At 33.7% G+C, this 17,386-nt stretch carries 16 protein-coding genes; 5 read left to right on the top strand and 11 right to left on the bottom strand.

All coding sequences use genetic code 11. From position 1 onward, the window contains the following. The first annotated feature begins 84 nt into the window (after positions 1-84). Positions 85-618, top strand: a complete 534-nt coding sequence (mog, locus tag ABYK18_RS04430) for a molybdopterin adenylyltransferase (protein ID WP_373035444.1) — start codon at positions 85-87, stop codon at positions 616-618. On the opposite strand, the gene ABYK18_RS04425 is transcribed toward mog, so the two are convergent. From ABYK18_RS04425 to ABYK18_RS04405, 5 genes are all read right to left on the bottom strand, one after another. Then, positions 611-1,387 carry an exodeoxyribonuclease III gene (locus ABYK18_RS04425; protein ID WP_373035443.1) on the bottom strand — a complete coding sequence of 259 codons (777 nt, stop codon included), beginning with the start codon at positions 1,385-1,387 and terminating at the stop codon, positions 611-613. The two genes, mog and ABYK18_RS04425, sit on opposite strands and share 8 nt — an antisense overlap. 88 nt (positions 1,388-1,475) lie before the next feature. Then, positions 1,476-2,357 (bottom strand): CoB--CoM heterodisulfide reductase iron-sulfur subunit B family protein, encoded by an 882-nt coding sequence (locus ABYK18_RS04420; RefSeq protein ID WP_373035442.1) that lies wholly within the window; start codon positions 2,355-2,357, stop codon positions 1,476-1,478. Between the two features lie 10 nt (positions 2,358-2,367). Beyond that, complete coding sequence (locus tag ABYK18_RS04415; RefSeq protein ID WP_373035441.1) at positions 2,368-3,348, bottom strand: succinate dehydrogenase/fumarate reductase iron-sulfur subunit; 981 nt, start codon at positions 3,346-3,348, stop codon at positions 2,368-2,370. Positions 3,349-3,357: 9 nt separating this feature from the next. After that, positions 3,358-5,070, bottom strand: a complete 1,713-nt coding sequence (sdhA, locus tag ABYK18_RS04410; protein ID WP_373035440.1) for a succinate dehydrogenase flavoprotein subunit — start codon at positions 5,068-5,070, stop codon at positions 3,358-3,360. 164 nt (positions 5,071-5,234) lie between these two features. Beyond that, complete coding sequence (locus tag ABYK18_RS04405; RefSeq protein WP_373035439.1) at positions 5,235-6,440, bottom strand: GGDEF domain-containing protein; 1,206 nt, start codon at positions 6,438-6,440, stop codon at positions 5,235-5,237. 88 nt (positions 6,441-6,528) lie between these two features. On the opposite strand from ABYK18_RS04405, the gene ABYK18_RS04400 reads away from it, so the two are divergent. From ABYK18_RS04400 to ABYK18_RS04385, 4 genes are read left to right on the top strand one after another with little or no spacing between them, the layout of a single operon-like run. Beyond that, a complete protein-coding gene (locus tag ABYK18_RS04400; protein ID WP_373035437.1) occupies positions 6,529-7,347 on the top strand; it encodes a thiamine-phosphate kinase in 819 nt (272 codons plus the stop codon). A gap of 12 nt (positions 7,348-7,359) precedes the next feature. After that, complete coding sequence (gene truD, locus ABYK18_RS04395; RefSeq protein WP_373035435.1) at positions 7,360-8,436, top strand: tRNA pseudouridine(13) synthase TruD; 1,077 nt, start codon at positions 7,360-7,362, stop codon at positions 8,434-8,436. Positions 8,437-8,449: 13 nt separating this feature from the next. Beyond that, positions 8,450-9,268: a phosphatidylserine decarboxylase gene (locus tag ABYK18_RS04390; RefSeq protein ID WP_373035434.1), complete on the top strand. Its 819-nt coding sequence runs from the start codon at positions 8,450-8,452 to the stop codon at positions 9,266-9,268. After that, positions 9,261-10,043, top strand: a complete 783-nt coding sequence (locus ABYK18_RS04385; protein ID WP_373035433.1) for a hypothetical protein — start codon at positions 9,261-9,263, stop codon at positions 10,041-10,043. The genes ABYK18_RS04390 and ABYK18_RS04385 overlap by 8 nt, the downstream gene beginning before the upstream one ends. 13 nt (positions 10,044-10,056) lie before the next feature. Here ABYK18_RS04385 and ychF read toward each other — a convergent pair whose 3' ends face one another. The 6 genes from ychF to ABYK18_RS04355 all read right to left on the bottom strand — a co-directional run bounded on the left by ychF (position 10,057) and on the right by ABYK18_RS04355 (position 17,313). After that, a complete protein-coding gene (ychF, locus tag ABYK18_RS04380; RefSeq protein WP_373035432.1) occupies positions 10,057-11,157 on the bottom strand; it encodes a redox-regulated ATPase YchF in 1,101 nt (366 codons plus the stop codon). 81 nt (positions 11,158-11,238) lie between these two features. Beyond that, a complete protein-coding gene (locus ABYK18_RS04375; RefSeq protein ID WP_373035431.1) occupies positions 11,239-13,173 on the bottom strand; it encodes an EAL domain-containing protein in 1,935 nt (644 codons plus the stop codon). An 80-nt stretch (positions 13,174-13,253) separates the two neighbouring features. Then, positions 13,254-13,799 (bottom strand): hypothetical protein, encoded by a 546-nt coding sequence (locus ABYK18_RS04370; RefSeq protein ID WP_373035430.1) that lies wholly within the window; start codon positions 13,797-13,799, stop codon positions 13,254-13,256. Then, entirely contained in the window at positions 13,799-15,781 is a 1,983-nt protein-coding gene (locus tag ABYK18_RS04365; protein WP_373035429.1) for a TonB-dependent receptor plug domain-containing protein, read from the bottom strand. Before ABYK18_RS04365 ends, ABYK18_RS04370 begins: the two co-directional genes overlap by 1 nt. 103 nt (positions 15,782-15,884) lie before the next feature. Next, on the bottom strand, positions 15,885-16,421 hold the full coding sequence (locus ABYK18_RS04360) for a GNAT family N-acyltransferase (RefSeq protein ID WP_373035427.1): 537 nt from the start codon (positions 16,419-16,421) through the stop codon (positions 15,885-15,887). Between the two features lie 184 nt (positions 16,422-16,605). Continuing rightward, a complete protein-coding gene (locus ABYK18_RS04355) occupies positions 16,606-17,313 on the bottom strand; it encodes a tetratricopeptide repeat protein (protein WP_373035426.1) in 708 nt (235 codons plus the stop codon). Positions 17,314-17,386: the final 73 nt, after the last annotated feature.

Raw genomic sequence — 17,386 nt, 5'->3', positions numbered from 1 at the left:
TCTCTTGTTTTATCTTTTTAATTTTTAGAACCGTTTATAAATCTACTCAGTAAATTAATTTATAATTAAATGAAGGAAAATAAAATGAGCAAAATTAAAATAGGTGTAGTAACAGCGAGTGACAGAGCAAGTAAGGGTATTTACGAAGATATTTCAGGTGTAGCTATACAAGATACTATGAAAGATTATCTGGTAAGCGATTTTGAGATAGTTTACAGATGTATTCCTGATGAGCAGGATATACTTGAAGAGGCTATGAAAGAGCTTTGTGATGAGGCAGGGTGTTGTTTGGTTGTGACAACAGGCGGAACAGGTCCGGCTCTTCGTGATGTGACTCCTGAGGCTACTGAGAATGTATGCGAAAAGATGATGCCTGGCTTTGGCGAGTTAATGCGCCAAGTAAGCCTGCAGTATGTTCCAACTGCGATTCTTTCCCGTCAGACTGCCGGTATAAGAGGAAAATCTTTAATTATCAATCTACCCGGAAAACCGAAGTCGATTCGTGAATGTCTGGATGCAGTGTTTCCTGCCGTTCCTTACTGCATAGATTTAATTGAAGGTCCATATATTGAGACGAACGAAGAAGTTATAAAAGCATTTAGACCAAAGGCTAAATAGAAATTCTTATTCCTACCGGGCAGTGGTCTGAACCTTCTATGTAATCTAAAATGAAAGCATCTTCGAGATTTTCGGCTAAATCCTCGGAGATGAAGAAGTAATCTATTCTCCATCCAACATTTTTAAGTCTTGCAGATGAACGGTATGACCACCAGCTGTATCTATCCGTCTCGTCACCGTTTACATATCTGAAAGTATCTATGTACCCATGCTCAATTAGCTTGTCTATCCACTCTCTTTCAATAGGTAAAAAACCTGAGGTCTTAGAGTTTGCTTTTGGATTTTTAAGATCAATCTCTTTGTGAGCGGTATTGACATCTCCGCAGATGATTATTGACTTTCCTTCTTCTCTAAGCTCTTGGCAGTAAGTTAAAAAATCATCATAAAATTTCATCTTATGAGATAACCTCTCATCATCTTTTTGTCCATTTGGAAAGTAAACATTAAAAAGAACTACATCACCATAGTGTGTTTCAATTATACGACCTTCATCTGTAGTATCGATATGTTGGCACGTAGAATTGTAGTCGCATTTAAGCGTAGAGTATGTGGCGGTACCACTATATCCTTTTTTAGATGCAGGGTTTACAAAAAGTTCTTGAAACTCTTTTTCAAACATATCATTTGGAATTTGGCTCTCAAGTGCTTTTATCTCTTGGAGGCATAATATGTCAGGTTGATGCTCATCTATCCATTTAAGAGCTTCTTTATTTGCGACAGCACGAATACCGTTAACATTCCATGAGATGATTTCTATTGAGTTTGACATATGGATTCCATTTATGAGGTGTGTATATTATCAAGAAGATGTTGATAATGTGTCAGTGCAGCCAAAGGAAGTAAATCCCTTTGGTATATTATATAAAATTAACTTTAGATACGTGGTGCTGTAGACCTAATTCTTTATGAGAACAGCCTAAGGCAAGACCGATCATCTGTTGCATGTGAAGAACAGGAAGTTTAACTTCACGCCCAATTGCTTCAGATGCATGATGAGTCTGTGTATCAAGTTTTAAATGACATAACGGACATGGAGTTACCATCCAGTCAGCATTGCCATCCATCGCTCCTGCAATAGCATTTCCAGTTAAGATAGAAGCAGTTTTTGGAGCTTGAAGTTCAACGTGGAAACCACAACATTTGTTTTTTTGTTCATAATCAACCGTGTTCCCTCCACAAGCAATGATTAAATCATCAAGTGAAGTAGGGCGGTAAGCACTCTCTTTTGTTTTGTGAGAGTGGTCATGAAGTTCAGACGGACGAATGTTATGACAACCGTAGAATGGTGCAATATTAAACTGGCTAAGTGGAGTAACTACCATCTCTTTGATTTTATCAAGACCTATATCATCTATAATCGCGTATAAAAAGTGAATAATATTTGAAGTACCTTTGTACTCTAGACCGACTTCCGCAAGTTTCTCGTTTACTCTGGCTTTTAACTCTGCATTGTTATCAAGGCGGTGTTTTGTCATTGCTGTATTTAGCTGACATGTGTTACAAATAGTGACCATTGTAAGTTCATGCTTTTCAGCATAAGCAATGTTTCTCGCATTTAAAACCAGAGATAAAAAATCATCATAATCTTGCAGGTGAGAAGCACCACAGCATGATGCTTCCGTAAGCTCTACAAGTTCTATATTTAGTTTTTCAGCTATTGCTAAAGTTGACATCATCTGCTCTGGAGTACTCTGCTTAGCAGTACATCCTGTAAAAAGTGCATATTTTAATTTTTTCATATTTTTACTCCTAGAACTTTGCAGTTGATGATGATTTGATTAGTTTTTGAATTTCATCAAGATTATCAGATTTTGGCATATTCCAAGGCATAACAATCTTACCTTTTCTAAACATCTGCAGTGCCACAGGGATATGTTTAACAATTGACGGACCTTCCGAATAAAGAACTAGGCCGCCTTCATCAAGCATACCGTGTTTTGCAATTGAGTGTTTGAAACCGACAGCATGACGAGTAGCTACATTTGAAGTCGCAACTCCTTCACGAAATAGCATTTGATGCAGTTTTGTAATCTTGTCAATAGGATTAACATCTTTAGGACAAACTTCTGCACACTCAAAACATTTAACACAGTCCCAGAGACCTTGTTTTTCTTCATGTAAATTAAGAAGTCTCTCTGTATGTGCTTCATCACGAACATCAGCCTCAAAACGATAAGCTTTAGCAAATGCAGCAGGACCGAAGAAATCATCATTTACTTCTACAACAGGACAAGCGTAATGACAAGCACCACATTGAATACACAAGTCTGCTTCATTTAGTTCTTCCGCTTCTTCCGGTGTCACTATATGTTCGTGTTCAGGATGCTCTTGAACGTCAGATATCAGGTAAGGATGGATTGAGTCGTGCTTTTCCCAGAAATCACCTTTATCTATAATCATATCTTTTACGGATCTTTTTATGCTTAGAGGCTCAATAGTAAGTTCATTACCGAAAAGCTCTACCATTGTAGTCATACTTTCCTTACACGCGAGAGTAGAACGACCGTTTACTTTAATGGCACAAGCGCCACAAATACCGTGACGACAGCTGCGACGGTAAGAAAAACTACCGTCGTGATCCCATTTGATTCTGTTTAATATATCTAATACAACTTCTTCCGAAGTTACTTCCATATTATAATCTTCGTAGTATGGAAGATAATCTTCATCAGCATTAAAACGAAATACTTTGAAGTTTACTTTTTGTGTAGTTATTTTATTTGTACTCATAAGTTCTCCTTAGTATGTTCTTGCTTTTAGTTCATGTTTGCCAAGTGTAACATCCATATAATCAAGTTTGATGTTTCCGTTTTCATCCATGTAAGCCATAGTGTGTTTTAAGAAGTTCTCATCATCACGAGTATCAAAATCTTCTCTATAGTGAGCACCACGACTCTCATTTCTAGCAACTGCACTCTCAACTATAAAAGCAGAATAATCAAGCATATGACCAAATTCTATTGCTTCTTGAAGTTCAGTATTGAATACTTTTGATTTGTCTTTAATACGGATGTTGTTAAATCTTGTACGAAGTTCTTTAACTTTTGCAATTGCAATATCGAGAGTCTCTTTAGTTCTAAATGCTCCGGCATTATCTGTCATACATTGTTGAAGTTCTTCTCTAAGACCTGTTATGGTTTCATCCCCGTTGTTGTTTAAAACAAAATCTATTTCAGCTAATGCAGTTTTTGCGTCTTCTTGTGTTGCTACACGAAGCTCAATATCATCAATCTCTGCAACCATCGTTTTACCGACAAAACGACCAAACAGTAAAGCCTCAAGGACTGAATTGGCACCAAGACGGTTTGCACCGTGAACTGAGACACAAGAACACTCACCTGCTGCGTAAAAACCTTCTACAAATTCATCATTGTTTTTGCGGACATTACCGGCAATGTTAACAGGAATACCACCCATAGAATAGTGAGCAGTAGCAGAAATTAAGATAGGCTCTTTTATCATATCTAAACCTAAGAAAGTGATAGCCAAATCACGTAGTTCAGGAAGTCTTTCCATAATAATATCTTTTCCAAGATGAGTTACATCGATATAAACTGCATCTTTTCTTGGACCTACACCGCGACCTTCTCTAATTTCATTTAGAATTGCACGACTTACAACATCACGGGATGCAAGTTCCATAGCGTTAGGAGCATATTTCTCCATAAATCTCTCACCCTCTGAGTTGAAAAGGCGACCGCCTTCTCCACGAGCAGCTTCAGAGATTAAAACACCGTTTCCGGATAGCCCGGACGGGTGAAACTGTACAAATTCCATATCTTCTAGCGGAAGGCCGTGACGAGCTACTATAGATAGTCCGTCACCGGTATTTGCGTGAGCATTTGAGTTAATCTTATATGAACGAGCATAGCCGCCTGTTGCAAACATTACTGACTTTGCATTAAAAATGACAGTCTGCATATCACGAATATTAAAAGCAACAATACCGCTTACTTTACCATCTTTGTAGATTAGATCAGCTGCATACCACTCATCCCAAAACTTAACACCTGCGCGGTGAGCTTGCTCATAAATAGTTTGAAGCAGTGTTAAACCGGTTCTGTCTTTTGCATAACATGCACGAGGAGAAGATTGACCTCCAAACGGTCTTTGAGCAATTTTTCCATCCGGTGTACGACTAAATGCCGCACCCATTCTTTCTGCCCAACGTATGGTCTCAGGAGCTTTTTGACACATAAACTCAACAGCATCTTGATCTGCTAGATAGTCAGAACCTTTTACTGTATCAAACTCGTGTAATTCAATACTGTCTTCATCACTAAATGCTGCATTAACACCACCTTGAGCTGCACCGGAGTGACTTCTTAATGGGTGTAGTTTTGTAATAACAGCGACTTTTTTTCCTGCATTTTGCAACTCTCTTGCAGCGGCACAGCCTGCTAGACCGGCACCGACAACTATTGCATCGTAAGTATAAATAGGAATACTCATTAGCTTTCCTTCGTTAAAGATATAAAAAATAATGCTGATTATATCGCGATAAGCCTTTATGAATGTTAAATGTAGTCTTTGAAATAAGGAAGTTTGAGTTTGTTACTATTTAGGACATATATAACTATTTGGAATATATAAGGTAACTTTTTGTAACGTCTATTTTAAAGCTCATGCTCTGCAAGGTCTCTGATCTGAGAAATAGTGTTTTTACCTTTTTTCTTAGAATGATGCAGAACTTCCTTAGCTTGTCTTAGAGACTCTTCTAAAGATTGGTTATTAGGTTTTATAATAAAACCACCGCTTACGGTAATCGTTATCGGGCTTCCGCCTGGAGCTTTAAATTTAATCTCTGAAATACTTTGACGAATGATGTCTATATCTTTAAATGATTGCTCTTTAGAAGCTCTTGAAAGAATAACTGTAAATTGGTTATAGTCCGTTCTTGCTATAACGTCTGTCGCTTGTTCGTGCAGAGATATCGTAAATGCGACTTTTTTCAAAATTGCTTGCGTAAACTCTTGAGAAAAAGCTCTGTTTTGTTTAGAAAAATTATCTATTTCAAAGATCGTTACTGACGTAAAGTTGCTGTCTTTCATGCCTTTTTTATTAGCATAGGCACTTAACATTCCTTTGTGATTATTAATCTGTGTTACAGGATCTACCATAGCAGGATTCTCTGTCGTCGCAGGTTTTCTGCTCATTCTAAGTTTTATGGCATCTGCTTCTTCTGAAAAAATTTCATAATCTTTTTTGTTTTTATCAATAGCGTATAAATATAAGATGTCTGTGTATATAGAATTTAGTCTTTTTCTATACCAAAGCGTAACAAACAACATAAGAATAAAAGCAAAAACAGTTACCTTTTCAACGATGTGAAATTTTTCTTCATTGTATTGTGAGTTTTTTATAATCATCGAATCTAAAAATAGGTTGATTGAATTAAAAGAATTGATCAATTCTTGATTTTTCTCTTCTTCATTTTTGAGATTTTTAATATAGTAAGCATGTGCAGACTCATTAAATCTGGTAGTTAGTTTTGAGAGATTATCCAAGTCTGACAAATACTCATCTGAATTATTGAATATAAATTTTGAAGTATAATCATATTTGTTCAAGTTGCGAAGCTTGTCAGTTTCGTGCTGAAGCTGAGTGCTTTTGCCGTTGAACTGTATCAAAGCCAACTCTATATCATCTTTTTGAAGATTTGCTAAACTGTTAATAATGACTTTTTGATTCTTCAAATTATTTATTTTTGAATATGTTAAGTTCTGCTCTAAAATCAAAAGCGTCAATACGGCTGAAGTAAGAGTTATGATGATTAAAAAAAGAGATAGGTTGCTAAAAATCTTATTTATAGAATGTTTCATTTTATTTTTCCTAAAAATGATATAATTATAAGCATTTTATATCTATAGCCTTTAATCCTTACTTAAAGGTACTTTTAAAGAAGTTTATTTGAATTTAGAAAACTATTTTATATCGCAGTTTAATAGCAGTCTCATCGGTGATGATGCTGCTGTGATCGGTGAGCATGTTTATTCTAAAGATGCATTTTTTGAAAATGTGCATTTTAAGACTAAATGGCTCAGTTACTATCAAATAGCTGCAAAAGCAATGATGATAAACATCTCTGATGCAATCGCTATGAATGCCCAGCCAAAGTACGCATTGTTAAGTGTAGCGATGCCTAAAGATATTTCAAAATCACAGATGCGAGAATTAGCTTCAGGGTTTGAAGATACTGCTTTTAAGCATGGAATTGAGATAATAGGCGGAGATACGATAAGCAATATTAAGCTAGACATTACAATCACTATAATATCTTATAGTAAAAGACCACTTTATAGAAGTGGAGTTAGACATGGGTATCTTTTAGCTCATACGGGAGATTTGGGTAGAAGCAAAAAAGATTTGCAACGTCTGAAAAATCTTGGACACTTACATACTAAATCTAAGTTTACTAGTATAAAATTAAGAGAAGACTTTGTAAAACATTCCAGAAGATTATTGAGCTCGGGTATGGATATATCTGATGGCCTTTTTAGTGATTTGGACAAACTTTCAAGTGTTAATAAGTTAGGTTTTAAATTTCATAAAAAAATCCCAAATGCTGTTTCTTGCAGCGGAGAAGAGTATGAGATGCTGGTAGCTTTTGACAAAAGAAATAAAAAAGCTCTTATAAGACGGGCAGCGCTTTCAAGAACACCGTTTAATATTTTTGCGACCAGTGCAAGAGTTAGATATACAAATAGATGTAAAGCACATCATTTTTAAAAAGGCAAATATATGGATAGGTTTTATTCGCTAGACCACGCTAGTATAGATTTTCACTTTAAACAGACACCTAGAGATTTCGTAGTAGAAGAGATTCCTCTTTATGAATTTTCAGGGGAGGGTGAGCATCTGATTCTTTTTGTAAGAAAAAAGAACCTTACTACTGCTGAACTAGTAGGCATACTCGCTAGATATCTCGGTATACAAAACAAAGAGATAGGATATGCAGGCTTAAAAGACAAGCATGCTATGACAAAGCAGTACATCTCTTTACATAAAAAACATGAAGAGAAGCTCGAAAACTTTACGCATGAGAATATAAAGATAGTTTCTAAGACTTATCACAACAATAAAATACGAATAGGGCACTTAAAAGGTAACAGATTTTTTATAAAAATTAAAAAAGTAAACCCTACAAGTGCTCAAAAAATAGATGAAGCTCTTAAAAATATAACTAAATTCGGTATGCCCAACTTTTTTGGATATCAAAGATTCGGTAATGACGGAGACAATCATATACTAGGAGAAAAAATAGCTAAAGGTGAAGCCAGAGAGCGAAACCCGAGAGTAAAAAAACTTCTTATAAATGCTTACCAGAGTCATCTGTTTAATCTTTGGCTAAGCAGAAGATTGGAAATAAGCAGACTTGTTAATAACTTTGAAGTATCAGAACTGGAATCTGTTTTAAATATGCCAAATGACGAAGTTGCAAAACTAAAAGCGCAGAAACATCCTTTTAAGCTCATCAGCGGAGATGTGATGGAACACTATCCAAATGGAAGGTTATTTGATTTTGAAGCTACCGAACATGACTTTAACAGATTTAATGAGAGAGATATCTCTGTCACAGGTCTTTTATGCGGCAAAAAAGTCAAATTGGCATCAGGTGTGGCTAGAGATATAGAAAAAGATTTTGATGATGAGATAAATGCGGATGGTGCAAGACGTTATGCATGGATTTTCCCTGAAAATATAGAGGGACGATTTAAGCCTATTGAAGCTCAATATGAGATGAACTTTACGCTTCCAAAAGGATCGTATGCAACAGTTCTTGTTGAAGAAGTAGCAAAAAGAAAAATTAATGAATAGGACATATATATAAATGAGTAGACATATAACATCAGCAATTTCACAAAGTTTCGGTAAGTTTGCAAACAAAGAATTCCCGACATGGTTTCAAAAAGTAGTAAATAGCTCGTATGTAAAACTAATGGGACTTGATATGAGTGAATTTCACTCCCCAAGTACATATAAAAGTTTAAATGCCCTTTTTACAAGAAAGTTAAGAGAGGATAGAAAGTACTCTTTGGATTCAGAGGCATTCATCTCACCATGTGATTCTTTAATCTCGGAGTGCGGTACATTACAAGAAGATTATGCACTTCAGATCAAGGGTATGAGATACTCCAGTGATGAGCTTTTAGGTGAACACTTTAGCAGTGATGAGAAAAAGTCTATTCATGATGGAGAGTTTATAAACTTTTATCTCTCTCCAAAAGATTATCATCGCTACCATATACCGACAAATCTAAAAGTCTTAAGAGCCGTTCATATCCCGGGCAAATTATATCCTGTAAATTTTCCTTCATTAAGAAAAAGGCTAAATCTTTTTATAGAAAACGAAAGAGTTGTTCTGATGTGTGAAAATGCTTCTGGCAAGAAGTTTTACATGGTGCTTGTAGGTGCTTTAAATGTTGGTGTTATGCAGGTTGCTTTTGAACCTAAGATAAAAACAAATGCCGATGCTGTGACTTCCAGCGTATATGATTACAAAGATTTATACCTAAACAAAGGAGATGACTTTGGATGTTTTGAGATGGGATCAACAATCGTTATTTTGGCGCAAAAAGGGATGCTTGAATTTAAAGAGCTAACAGGTAAAAATGTTAAGTATGGAGAAACTATAGCAAACAATGTTTAGAACACAAGAAGAAAAGCAAAAATATATTGAAAAAATCTTTAAAGACAGAGCACTGTTTGAGTGGGAAGTTTTACATGTTTCTTCTCACTATGATAGACTCGAAATTATGGAGATACTTGCTAAGCATATAGTTCAAGGTAAATTAAGATTTGAAACAAACTTTTTGTACTTAGAGAGTTTCAAAGATTTTAAGTTTTCACAAATTGTAAATATAATGTTTCATGAGATAGCAAATGAATGGGTAAGCTTTGCAACAGAGGTTTTATATTATCCTAAAAGAGAAGCTGTCAAAGAAATACAAGATAAAACAAGAGTTAAGTTTATACATTCTTTGGCTTTGGATTATTATGAAAAATACAGAAGAAAAATCTATGAAGAAATTGCCGATACCTTCATAGAACTGGTTGCTAGTGAAAGAAACGATGTAGATACAAATAAGCTTATACAAGATGTTTTGCAAAGTGACTTGGTAAAACATAGGCAAATATTGGAAATGCACAATTTTTCTCAGTTATTTAGCCGTGTTAAAGCAGCTCAGAATATCAAAAACACTGATACACAGAGTGTTAAGATAAAGATTTCTCAAATAAAAGAGAGGTATCAAAAAACTAAGCTTGAAATAGATGAAAAACAAAAACTTCTGGGATTATTGGAAAAAGCAAATAAAGAACTGGAGAATTTAAAACATTCTGGACTGGATAAATTTGACCCTGCAGTTAAAAGATTAAAAGAGACTATGGTTCAATCCATGATAAGAATGAACCGTCTTCCTTAAACATACAGTATATTTAAACGTTAAACCTAAAGTGCATTACATCGCCGTCGTTAACAATATAATCTTTACCTTCTAGTCTCATTTTTCCGGCTTCTTTTGCCTTTGCTTCTCCGCCAAGCTCTACAAAGTCGTCATATGATATAACTTCTGCACGAATAAAACCTTTTTCAAAGTCGTTGTGTATAACTGCAGCCGCTTTTGGTGCAGTAGTGTTTTTTCGTATAGTCCAAGCGCGAACTTCTTTAACTCCTGCAGTAAAATAACTCATAAGACCAAGTTTATCAAAACCTTTATGTATGATTTGTTCCAGCCCAGACTCTTCAACACCGAGATCTGTTAAAAACTCTTGTGCTTCATCATCATCAAGGCCGATTAGTTCTTCTTCAACTTTTGCACAAAGTTTGATAAGTTCGCAGTTGTTTTTATTTGCATGTTCTCTAAGAGCTATTACATACTCATTATCTTCTAATAGACCATCTTCGTCTGTGTTCGCGCCATACATAATCTCTTTTTGAGTTAAAAACCTGACTTCATTGTTAAGTAGTTGGTATGTATCACTGTCCGCATCTTTAAAGTTTCTTGCCAGATTGCCTTCGCCTAAAAATTCTAAAAGTTCTTCTGCCATATCCAGGGCAGCTTTAGCACTCTTATCAGCTTTAGCCTGTTTTTTCAGCCTCTCTATGCGATTAGAAAGAACTTCAATATCAGCAAGAATAAGTTCACCTTCAATAATTTCAACATCACGAAGCGGATCTATGCTTCCTTCGTTGTGAACAATATTTTCATCATCAAAACATCTTACAATCTGCAAGATGACTTCAGTCTCACGAATGTTAGATAAAAACTTGTTTCCGAGTCCTTCACCTTTAGAAGCGCCTTTAACAAGACCGGCAATGTCAACAAAGTCTAAAGTTGAGTATTGAATTCTCTCTGGATTAACTATTTTAGCCAATTCAGCCAGTCTTTTGTCCGGTACGGGAACAACCGCCTTGTTTGGCTCTATCGTACAAAACGGGTAGTTTGCAGCTTCTGCATTTTGTGCTTTTGTCAGTGCATTGAATGTTGTTGATTTACCTACGTTTGGAAGTCCTACTAGACCTATGCTTAATCCCATTTGAGCCCTTTATAATGCTTATAAAATTTTTGTAATACTATCTAAATTATACTTTGTTTATTTATAAAGAGTCTCTTGTAGTTATATTTTGTCTTGTGGTTTGGCTAAGAAAAATCCCTGAGTACGATCAATCTCGAGTTCTTTTACCTTTTTATAAACAGCTTCATTGTGCACAAATTCTGCAACGGTTAGTATATTCAGTCTCTTGGCAAAATCAACAATTGTCTCAACAACAGTTTGAGCATTTGAATCATAATCAATATTTTTTATAAGGGTTCCGTCTATTTTTATGTAGTCTATTTTTAGTTGAAGCAGATGCTCAAAATTGGAGTATCCTGAACCAAAATCATCTATCGCTATTCTGCATCCAAGAGTGTGCATTTCATTTGTAAATATTGACACTTCCTCGTAGTTTTCTATACCTTCAGACTCCAAAATCTCAAAGATTATTTTTTTAGAAACATTATGTTCTTTAACTTTTTGCTTTATGTATTTTACAATGTCTTTATCTAAAATATCTTCTACTGAAAGATTAACAGAAAAGTCAGAATCAATATGCTCGAAATATTGACAGCTTTTTTCAATCATTATTTTTGTCAGTTTACTATATAGTCTGCTTTTTTTAGAAATAGTTAAAAATTTATATGGGCTAATGATGATGTTTTCTTCATCAATTAAGCGAATTAAGCACTCATAACTTGCAATTTTATCTGAACTATTGTCATATATCGGTTGAAAGAAGGGAACAATTTTATCATTTTCAATAGCAGTTTTAAGCTTCTTTACCCACTCAATATTACTTTTGAATTGTTCTTCAATTTTTAATTTTTTATCATAAAGTAAAAAAGAGTTCTGTAGCTTTTTTGCTGATTTTAGAGCAATATCTGCTTTTTCAATAATATTTTGTATTTGATATGATCCACCAGCCGTAACTCTTATTGAAAGTTGATTGTTTTCATAAGTAAAGCTCATCTTTTCTATGTCGGATATGAGTTTTTTTGCTATTTCTATAAAATTGTCCAAAGATGGTTTTTTTATAAAAAATATTGCAAATTCATCACCTGAGAGCCTGCTTATAGTTATGTTGTCGTCTTTATAAAATATATCACCAAGTTTATATGCAAGATCTTTCAGTATATCATCTCCTGCAATTTGACCAAAAAAGTCATTTATTTCTTTAAAGTCATCTATATTTATTATAAGAAGTGCTCCATCATCACTGTTGTTGATATCATTAAGTAAACTATGTCTGTTTGGAAGTTTTGTAAGTGTGTCCGTATATAGTTGTTTGCGAAGCTCGAGTGTTTTTTCATTTACCTGGTCTTCAAGATATTTATGAATGTTTTTTTGTTCCTTTGAATAGTGAGAAATTTTTTTCTGCATATTGTTTAAGGCTTTTGATATGAGCCCGATTTCATTATTTTGTGATGCATAGGGAATGTTAATAACTTGCTCCGGAGAGAATTTTTTTAATGAGCTTGCTATCTTCCTAAGAGGTAACAAAAGTTTTTTTATATACAAACTAAAAAGTATAAAAATAACACTGAAAATAGCAAACATAATGAGTAGTATTTTAGTATATTTGTTTATTAGTTCTTTATACTGTTTATTTGAATATGAGATAATAAGGGAACCTATTTTTCTTTTTGAGTTTGGCTGGCTTATAACCTTTTCTATGATAAATGACTCTTCAATGTAAGTCACATACTCTGTTGATTTTATCTCATTTATTATCTTGCCGTTTTTCATAACTTTTACGGCGAGTATGTTCGGATTTTCTAAAAGTTGAGTTATGATTTGATCGGTCTTTTCCTTCATATCAAGGTATATATTAAGGGCAATTAGCGGCTCAATAGTTCTGGCGACAAGATCCGCTTTTTCCATTTCAATGCTATAAAATGCTTTTTTATTAACTCTTTCAAAAACACTAAATATAGTCAAAACACTAAGAAGTGATATTATTATTATTAATAATACAATTTTACTAGAGAGAGATTTTATTTTATTTATTTTCATACAGAAACCTCCCCCTAGTAAAATACACTGCCGTATTTCTACAAGGCTATTTTAACATATTTTAGTAATATGAAAGACTATTATAAATTATTTTTGTCTATAAACCTTACCATTTGCAGTAAGGAGTCTACAAAATCAATTTTTGTACTTTGCAAATTTTCTTTGTTTAGGTATAAAACTGTTGATTTTTCAAGCATTAAAGAAAACAATAGCCCTTTTTTTAAATTTTCAATATCGTAAGAAAAAGATATGATTCCTTTTTCTCTTGCAATATTCGCAACTTTATCTATTTCTGTATTAGAGTTTAGTACATAAATTGCCGTAGCTTGTGTTTTGTTTGATAAATCAGAAAATTCAACTAAATTAATTTCATACAGATATTTGTCAAAATATCCTCCATTATTTTCGTCTATGAATTCTTTTATATCTTGAACGATATGCAAATCACTTTTATCGTAAACAATTGTATAAATGACTTTTCCGTCTACAAGTTTGTTTTTTATCTTTTTATCCAAGAGCATTATTTTGGGAAAAATTGATGCCTGAGCTTTTAGTAAGATATCATTGTAATTGTATCCATAAGCTACATTTATGATAATTAAGCATAAAAAAATGATTTTATTCATTAAAATTTCTTTGTCATAGCTATAAGAAAGTTTCTACCTTCTTGCTTGTAATCGTTTGAGTATGTATTTAGCGGAGATGGAAATTTGACTGTTGCATCAAACACATTTTTTAAACTTAATGCAATCATATAATCATATTTCTTATTTTTATAGTTAATAGACGTATCTAATGTAGAGTATGCTTTCAATGTATCTCTTGTATCTCCGGATACTCTTTCTTTTGAACCGACATATTTGGCAACGCCGCTAAGTGATATAGAAGTATTGAAGTTGTATATATAATAACCTTTGGCTAAATGGTTTGCAACATTAGGCAGCGATTGACTTTTGTGCTCGTCTTTAATGTAAGAAGTTCCCCCAACATAAGAGTAGTTTAGATAAAGCTGGTCTGAAGATGTAAGATTTCCTTTGTATTCAAGCTCAAAACCATAGATGTCAGTGTCCACAACGTTTCTAAATATCGGATCTGCTGCAGTATTGTATATCTGATCTTTATTCATTAGATAAAAAATATTTGTCTGAAGATATGCATCGCTTGATAGTTTTTTAATGTATGTAACCTCAAAAGCATCGACTTTTTCAGGATCCAAATCTGTATTTCCAACTCTTGCTAAGTTGTTCATAGTATACATTTCTTGCCATGAGGCATCTCTATGAGAACGACTGTAAATCGCCTTAAAAATATCATTGGTATTATGTTGATAAACCATTGATACTCTAGGTTCAAGACCTGCAGTTTTATAAGTGTTTGCTTCATAATTAAAACCGTATATAAAACTAAGTTTGCTGTTATATTGAAATTCATCTTGCAGAGATAATACAATAGTATTTCGTTTTGCATTTTTGTCAAAAAACGGCAATGTATCCGTATAGTCAACAAGTCCGGCATCGCCTGTTGATCTGTTTGATAGCTTTGAAGTCATATCAATTGTCTCTTCATTGCTAAAGCGATAGCCTACTGTGATTAGATGCTTGTCAATTCCTTTGTATTTAACATATGAAGATTGATACAGCTCTCTTTGACCTGCAAAATGTTCACTGTATACACCGTTTGGAAAAAGAGTTGGTCCTGAGAGAATCGTATTGTCTGGAGCTAATTTAGCTTTAGAATCAAATGCACCGTACTTAATACCGGCCTTTATATCAATAATATAGTCGCTAATCTCTTTATTATATCCAAGTTCAAGATAGTAGTTGGGGATTTTTACTCTATCGTCATCTTGTGGCAGGGAAAGATTTACACCATATGCACTACCTTGGGTATGCTCATGCAGTCTTGCTTTTACAGATATATCCTTGTATTTTATATTTAAACCAATGGAGTATTCTTTTAACCAGACAGGAGCATCTCCTGTTTGAGATCTTGGTATATTTACGGCACCAAGAGCACCTTGTGATAAACCGTCTGGACCGGCATATAGTGTTTTGTCATCTTGTTGATAGTGAAAATCTGTAAAAACTTTTAAATCTTGTGTTTTGAAGTTTTTTACAAATCCGCCCATTTTATAATCGTATGAACCGTATTTAAATACTACTTTGTCATTGTTTTCAAAATTTTTGAAATCTTCGGCATATGTAATAATATGAATTGAACCTGCATAGGCATTAACACCGTTTGTTTTACTACCAGGACCTCTTGTTACTTCTATACGTTTAATCATCTCTATCGGGAATGAGAGATACTCAAAATAAGCATCAAAAAATACACTGTTTACAAGAACACCGTCAATAAAAAGTTTTGATTGTCCGTAAGCAAGAGGGTTTGAACCTCTAAAAACAGGCGATTGGTTGTTGAAATTATCTGTAGCAATACCTACGCCAGGTACAAGGACAAGCGCTTCTTTCAGATTTGAGACACCCAATTTTTCTAGTTCTTTTCCCTGAAAGACAGAGACAATATAGGGTTGATAATGCTCATTTTGTTTAGTCTGTGTTGCAACTTTATTAAAGTGGGTCATTTCACTGGAAATAGAATCAAGCAATGCATTCGTTTGTGAATTTAAATTGGTTAAACTAAATAGTGTAAACAAAAAAAAGCTAGACTTAGTGAAATTGTTTAATGTAATCTTTTTTATGATAGTCCTCCTATTGTTTTTTTAGACTTTTATTTTTAAGAGTAATTTGGTCTGTATGTAAAATACATGGATAACGTAGACCGAAATATTTATGAACTTGTTCATCGCCTATTGTTATATAGTTAAATTTATAAATTCTTAGTAATCTTAAAAAGTTTGACTCTAGTGAACCGTAAGTATATTCTATGCCGAGTAAAAGCATTTTTTCATAAATCATTTCAATAAAATTGTAGATTATGACTTTTGAAGTGCTTATTCTTCTGTATTTAGGATCTATAAATATTCTTGATATTTCTCCAAGTTTATCCCTTTCAAAATTATCATTGTCTACTTTCATGTAGTTTTCAGTCGGATATCCAAACGGGGAGTTGTATATAAGCCTAACCGTTGCACAGATTTCATTATTTTCATCTAAAGCAGCATAGTGAATTGCATATCTGTCATATTTGTCTTGTTCTTCTTTTGACCCTAATTTTAGGCTTTGCAAATATTCAGGGTAAATTTCTAAAAAAATCTCATATCTAAATTCAAATACTTTTTTTAACAAATTGCTATCTGTGACTTCTAAAAAATTAAAATTCAAGTTATGCTCTCTTGTCTAGTTTATAAACCAATTAAATAAATATACACTATATTAGCCATAGTTAGTGTCAAATGACGCTAAAAAATGCTCAAATTTGTGCATGAGTGCAAAATTAACCCAATTATTTTAAAAGAGTATTTTTTTATATTTATTTGAGTTTTTTATAGTGCTCACATGCGGTGCTTATTCCATCATCACAAGCTTTCAAAAACAGTTTTTTTGCAGTTGCTTTATTCTGTTTTACGCCTAGACCATCAAGATACAAAATACCCAAATTGAGACAGCCGTAAGAAAGACCGCCGTTGCAAGCCTTGCTAAAGAGTTTTTGTGCTTCAATGTATTCTTTTTTTCCTCTTACATACAAGTTTCCAAGTTCATAACAAGCAGGCATATTGTCGGCATTACATGATTTGGTAAAATACTTTTTTGATTTTTCAAAATGCTGAATAACTATTTGTCCGTCTTTATATATATTTCCAAGGTTGTAACAGGAGTAACTGTGTCCAGCTTCACAAGCTTTATCAAAATAATCTACTCCTTTTACATAATCTTGTTTAATTCCGCTACCTCTCAAATTCATAACAGCAAGACTAAAACAGCTAGTAGATATCCCTTTTTCACAAGCTTTTGAGAAAGCTTTTGCAGCTCTTGGATAATCCTGCTTTATATTTTTACCAGTATAGAGTATAAGACCAAGATTATGGCATGACTTAGCATCACCTTTATTGCAAGCCCCATCCCAAAGAATCATAGCATCTTCATAATTACCTGCGTTGTATTCAAAAGTTCCATCGGCAAAATCAGCATATAAATTTATACTAAATAAGAGTATAGTTCCCAATATAAGCTTTTTCATCTTATTCCCCTCTATTAAAATATAACTGCGTACGTTAAATATTATAACGAAAAAAAACTTGAAAAGAAAATAT

Source organism: Sulfurimonas sp., assembly GCF_041563495.1.
In the GTDB taxonomy this organism is placed as follows: Bacteria; Campylobacterota; Campylobacteria; order Campylobacterales; family Sulfurimonadaceae; genus Sulfurimonas.
This window is presented reverse-complemented; position numbering and strand designations above follow the sequence as displayed.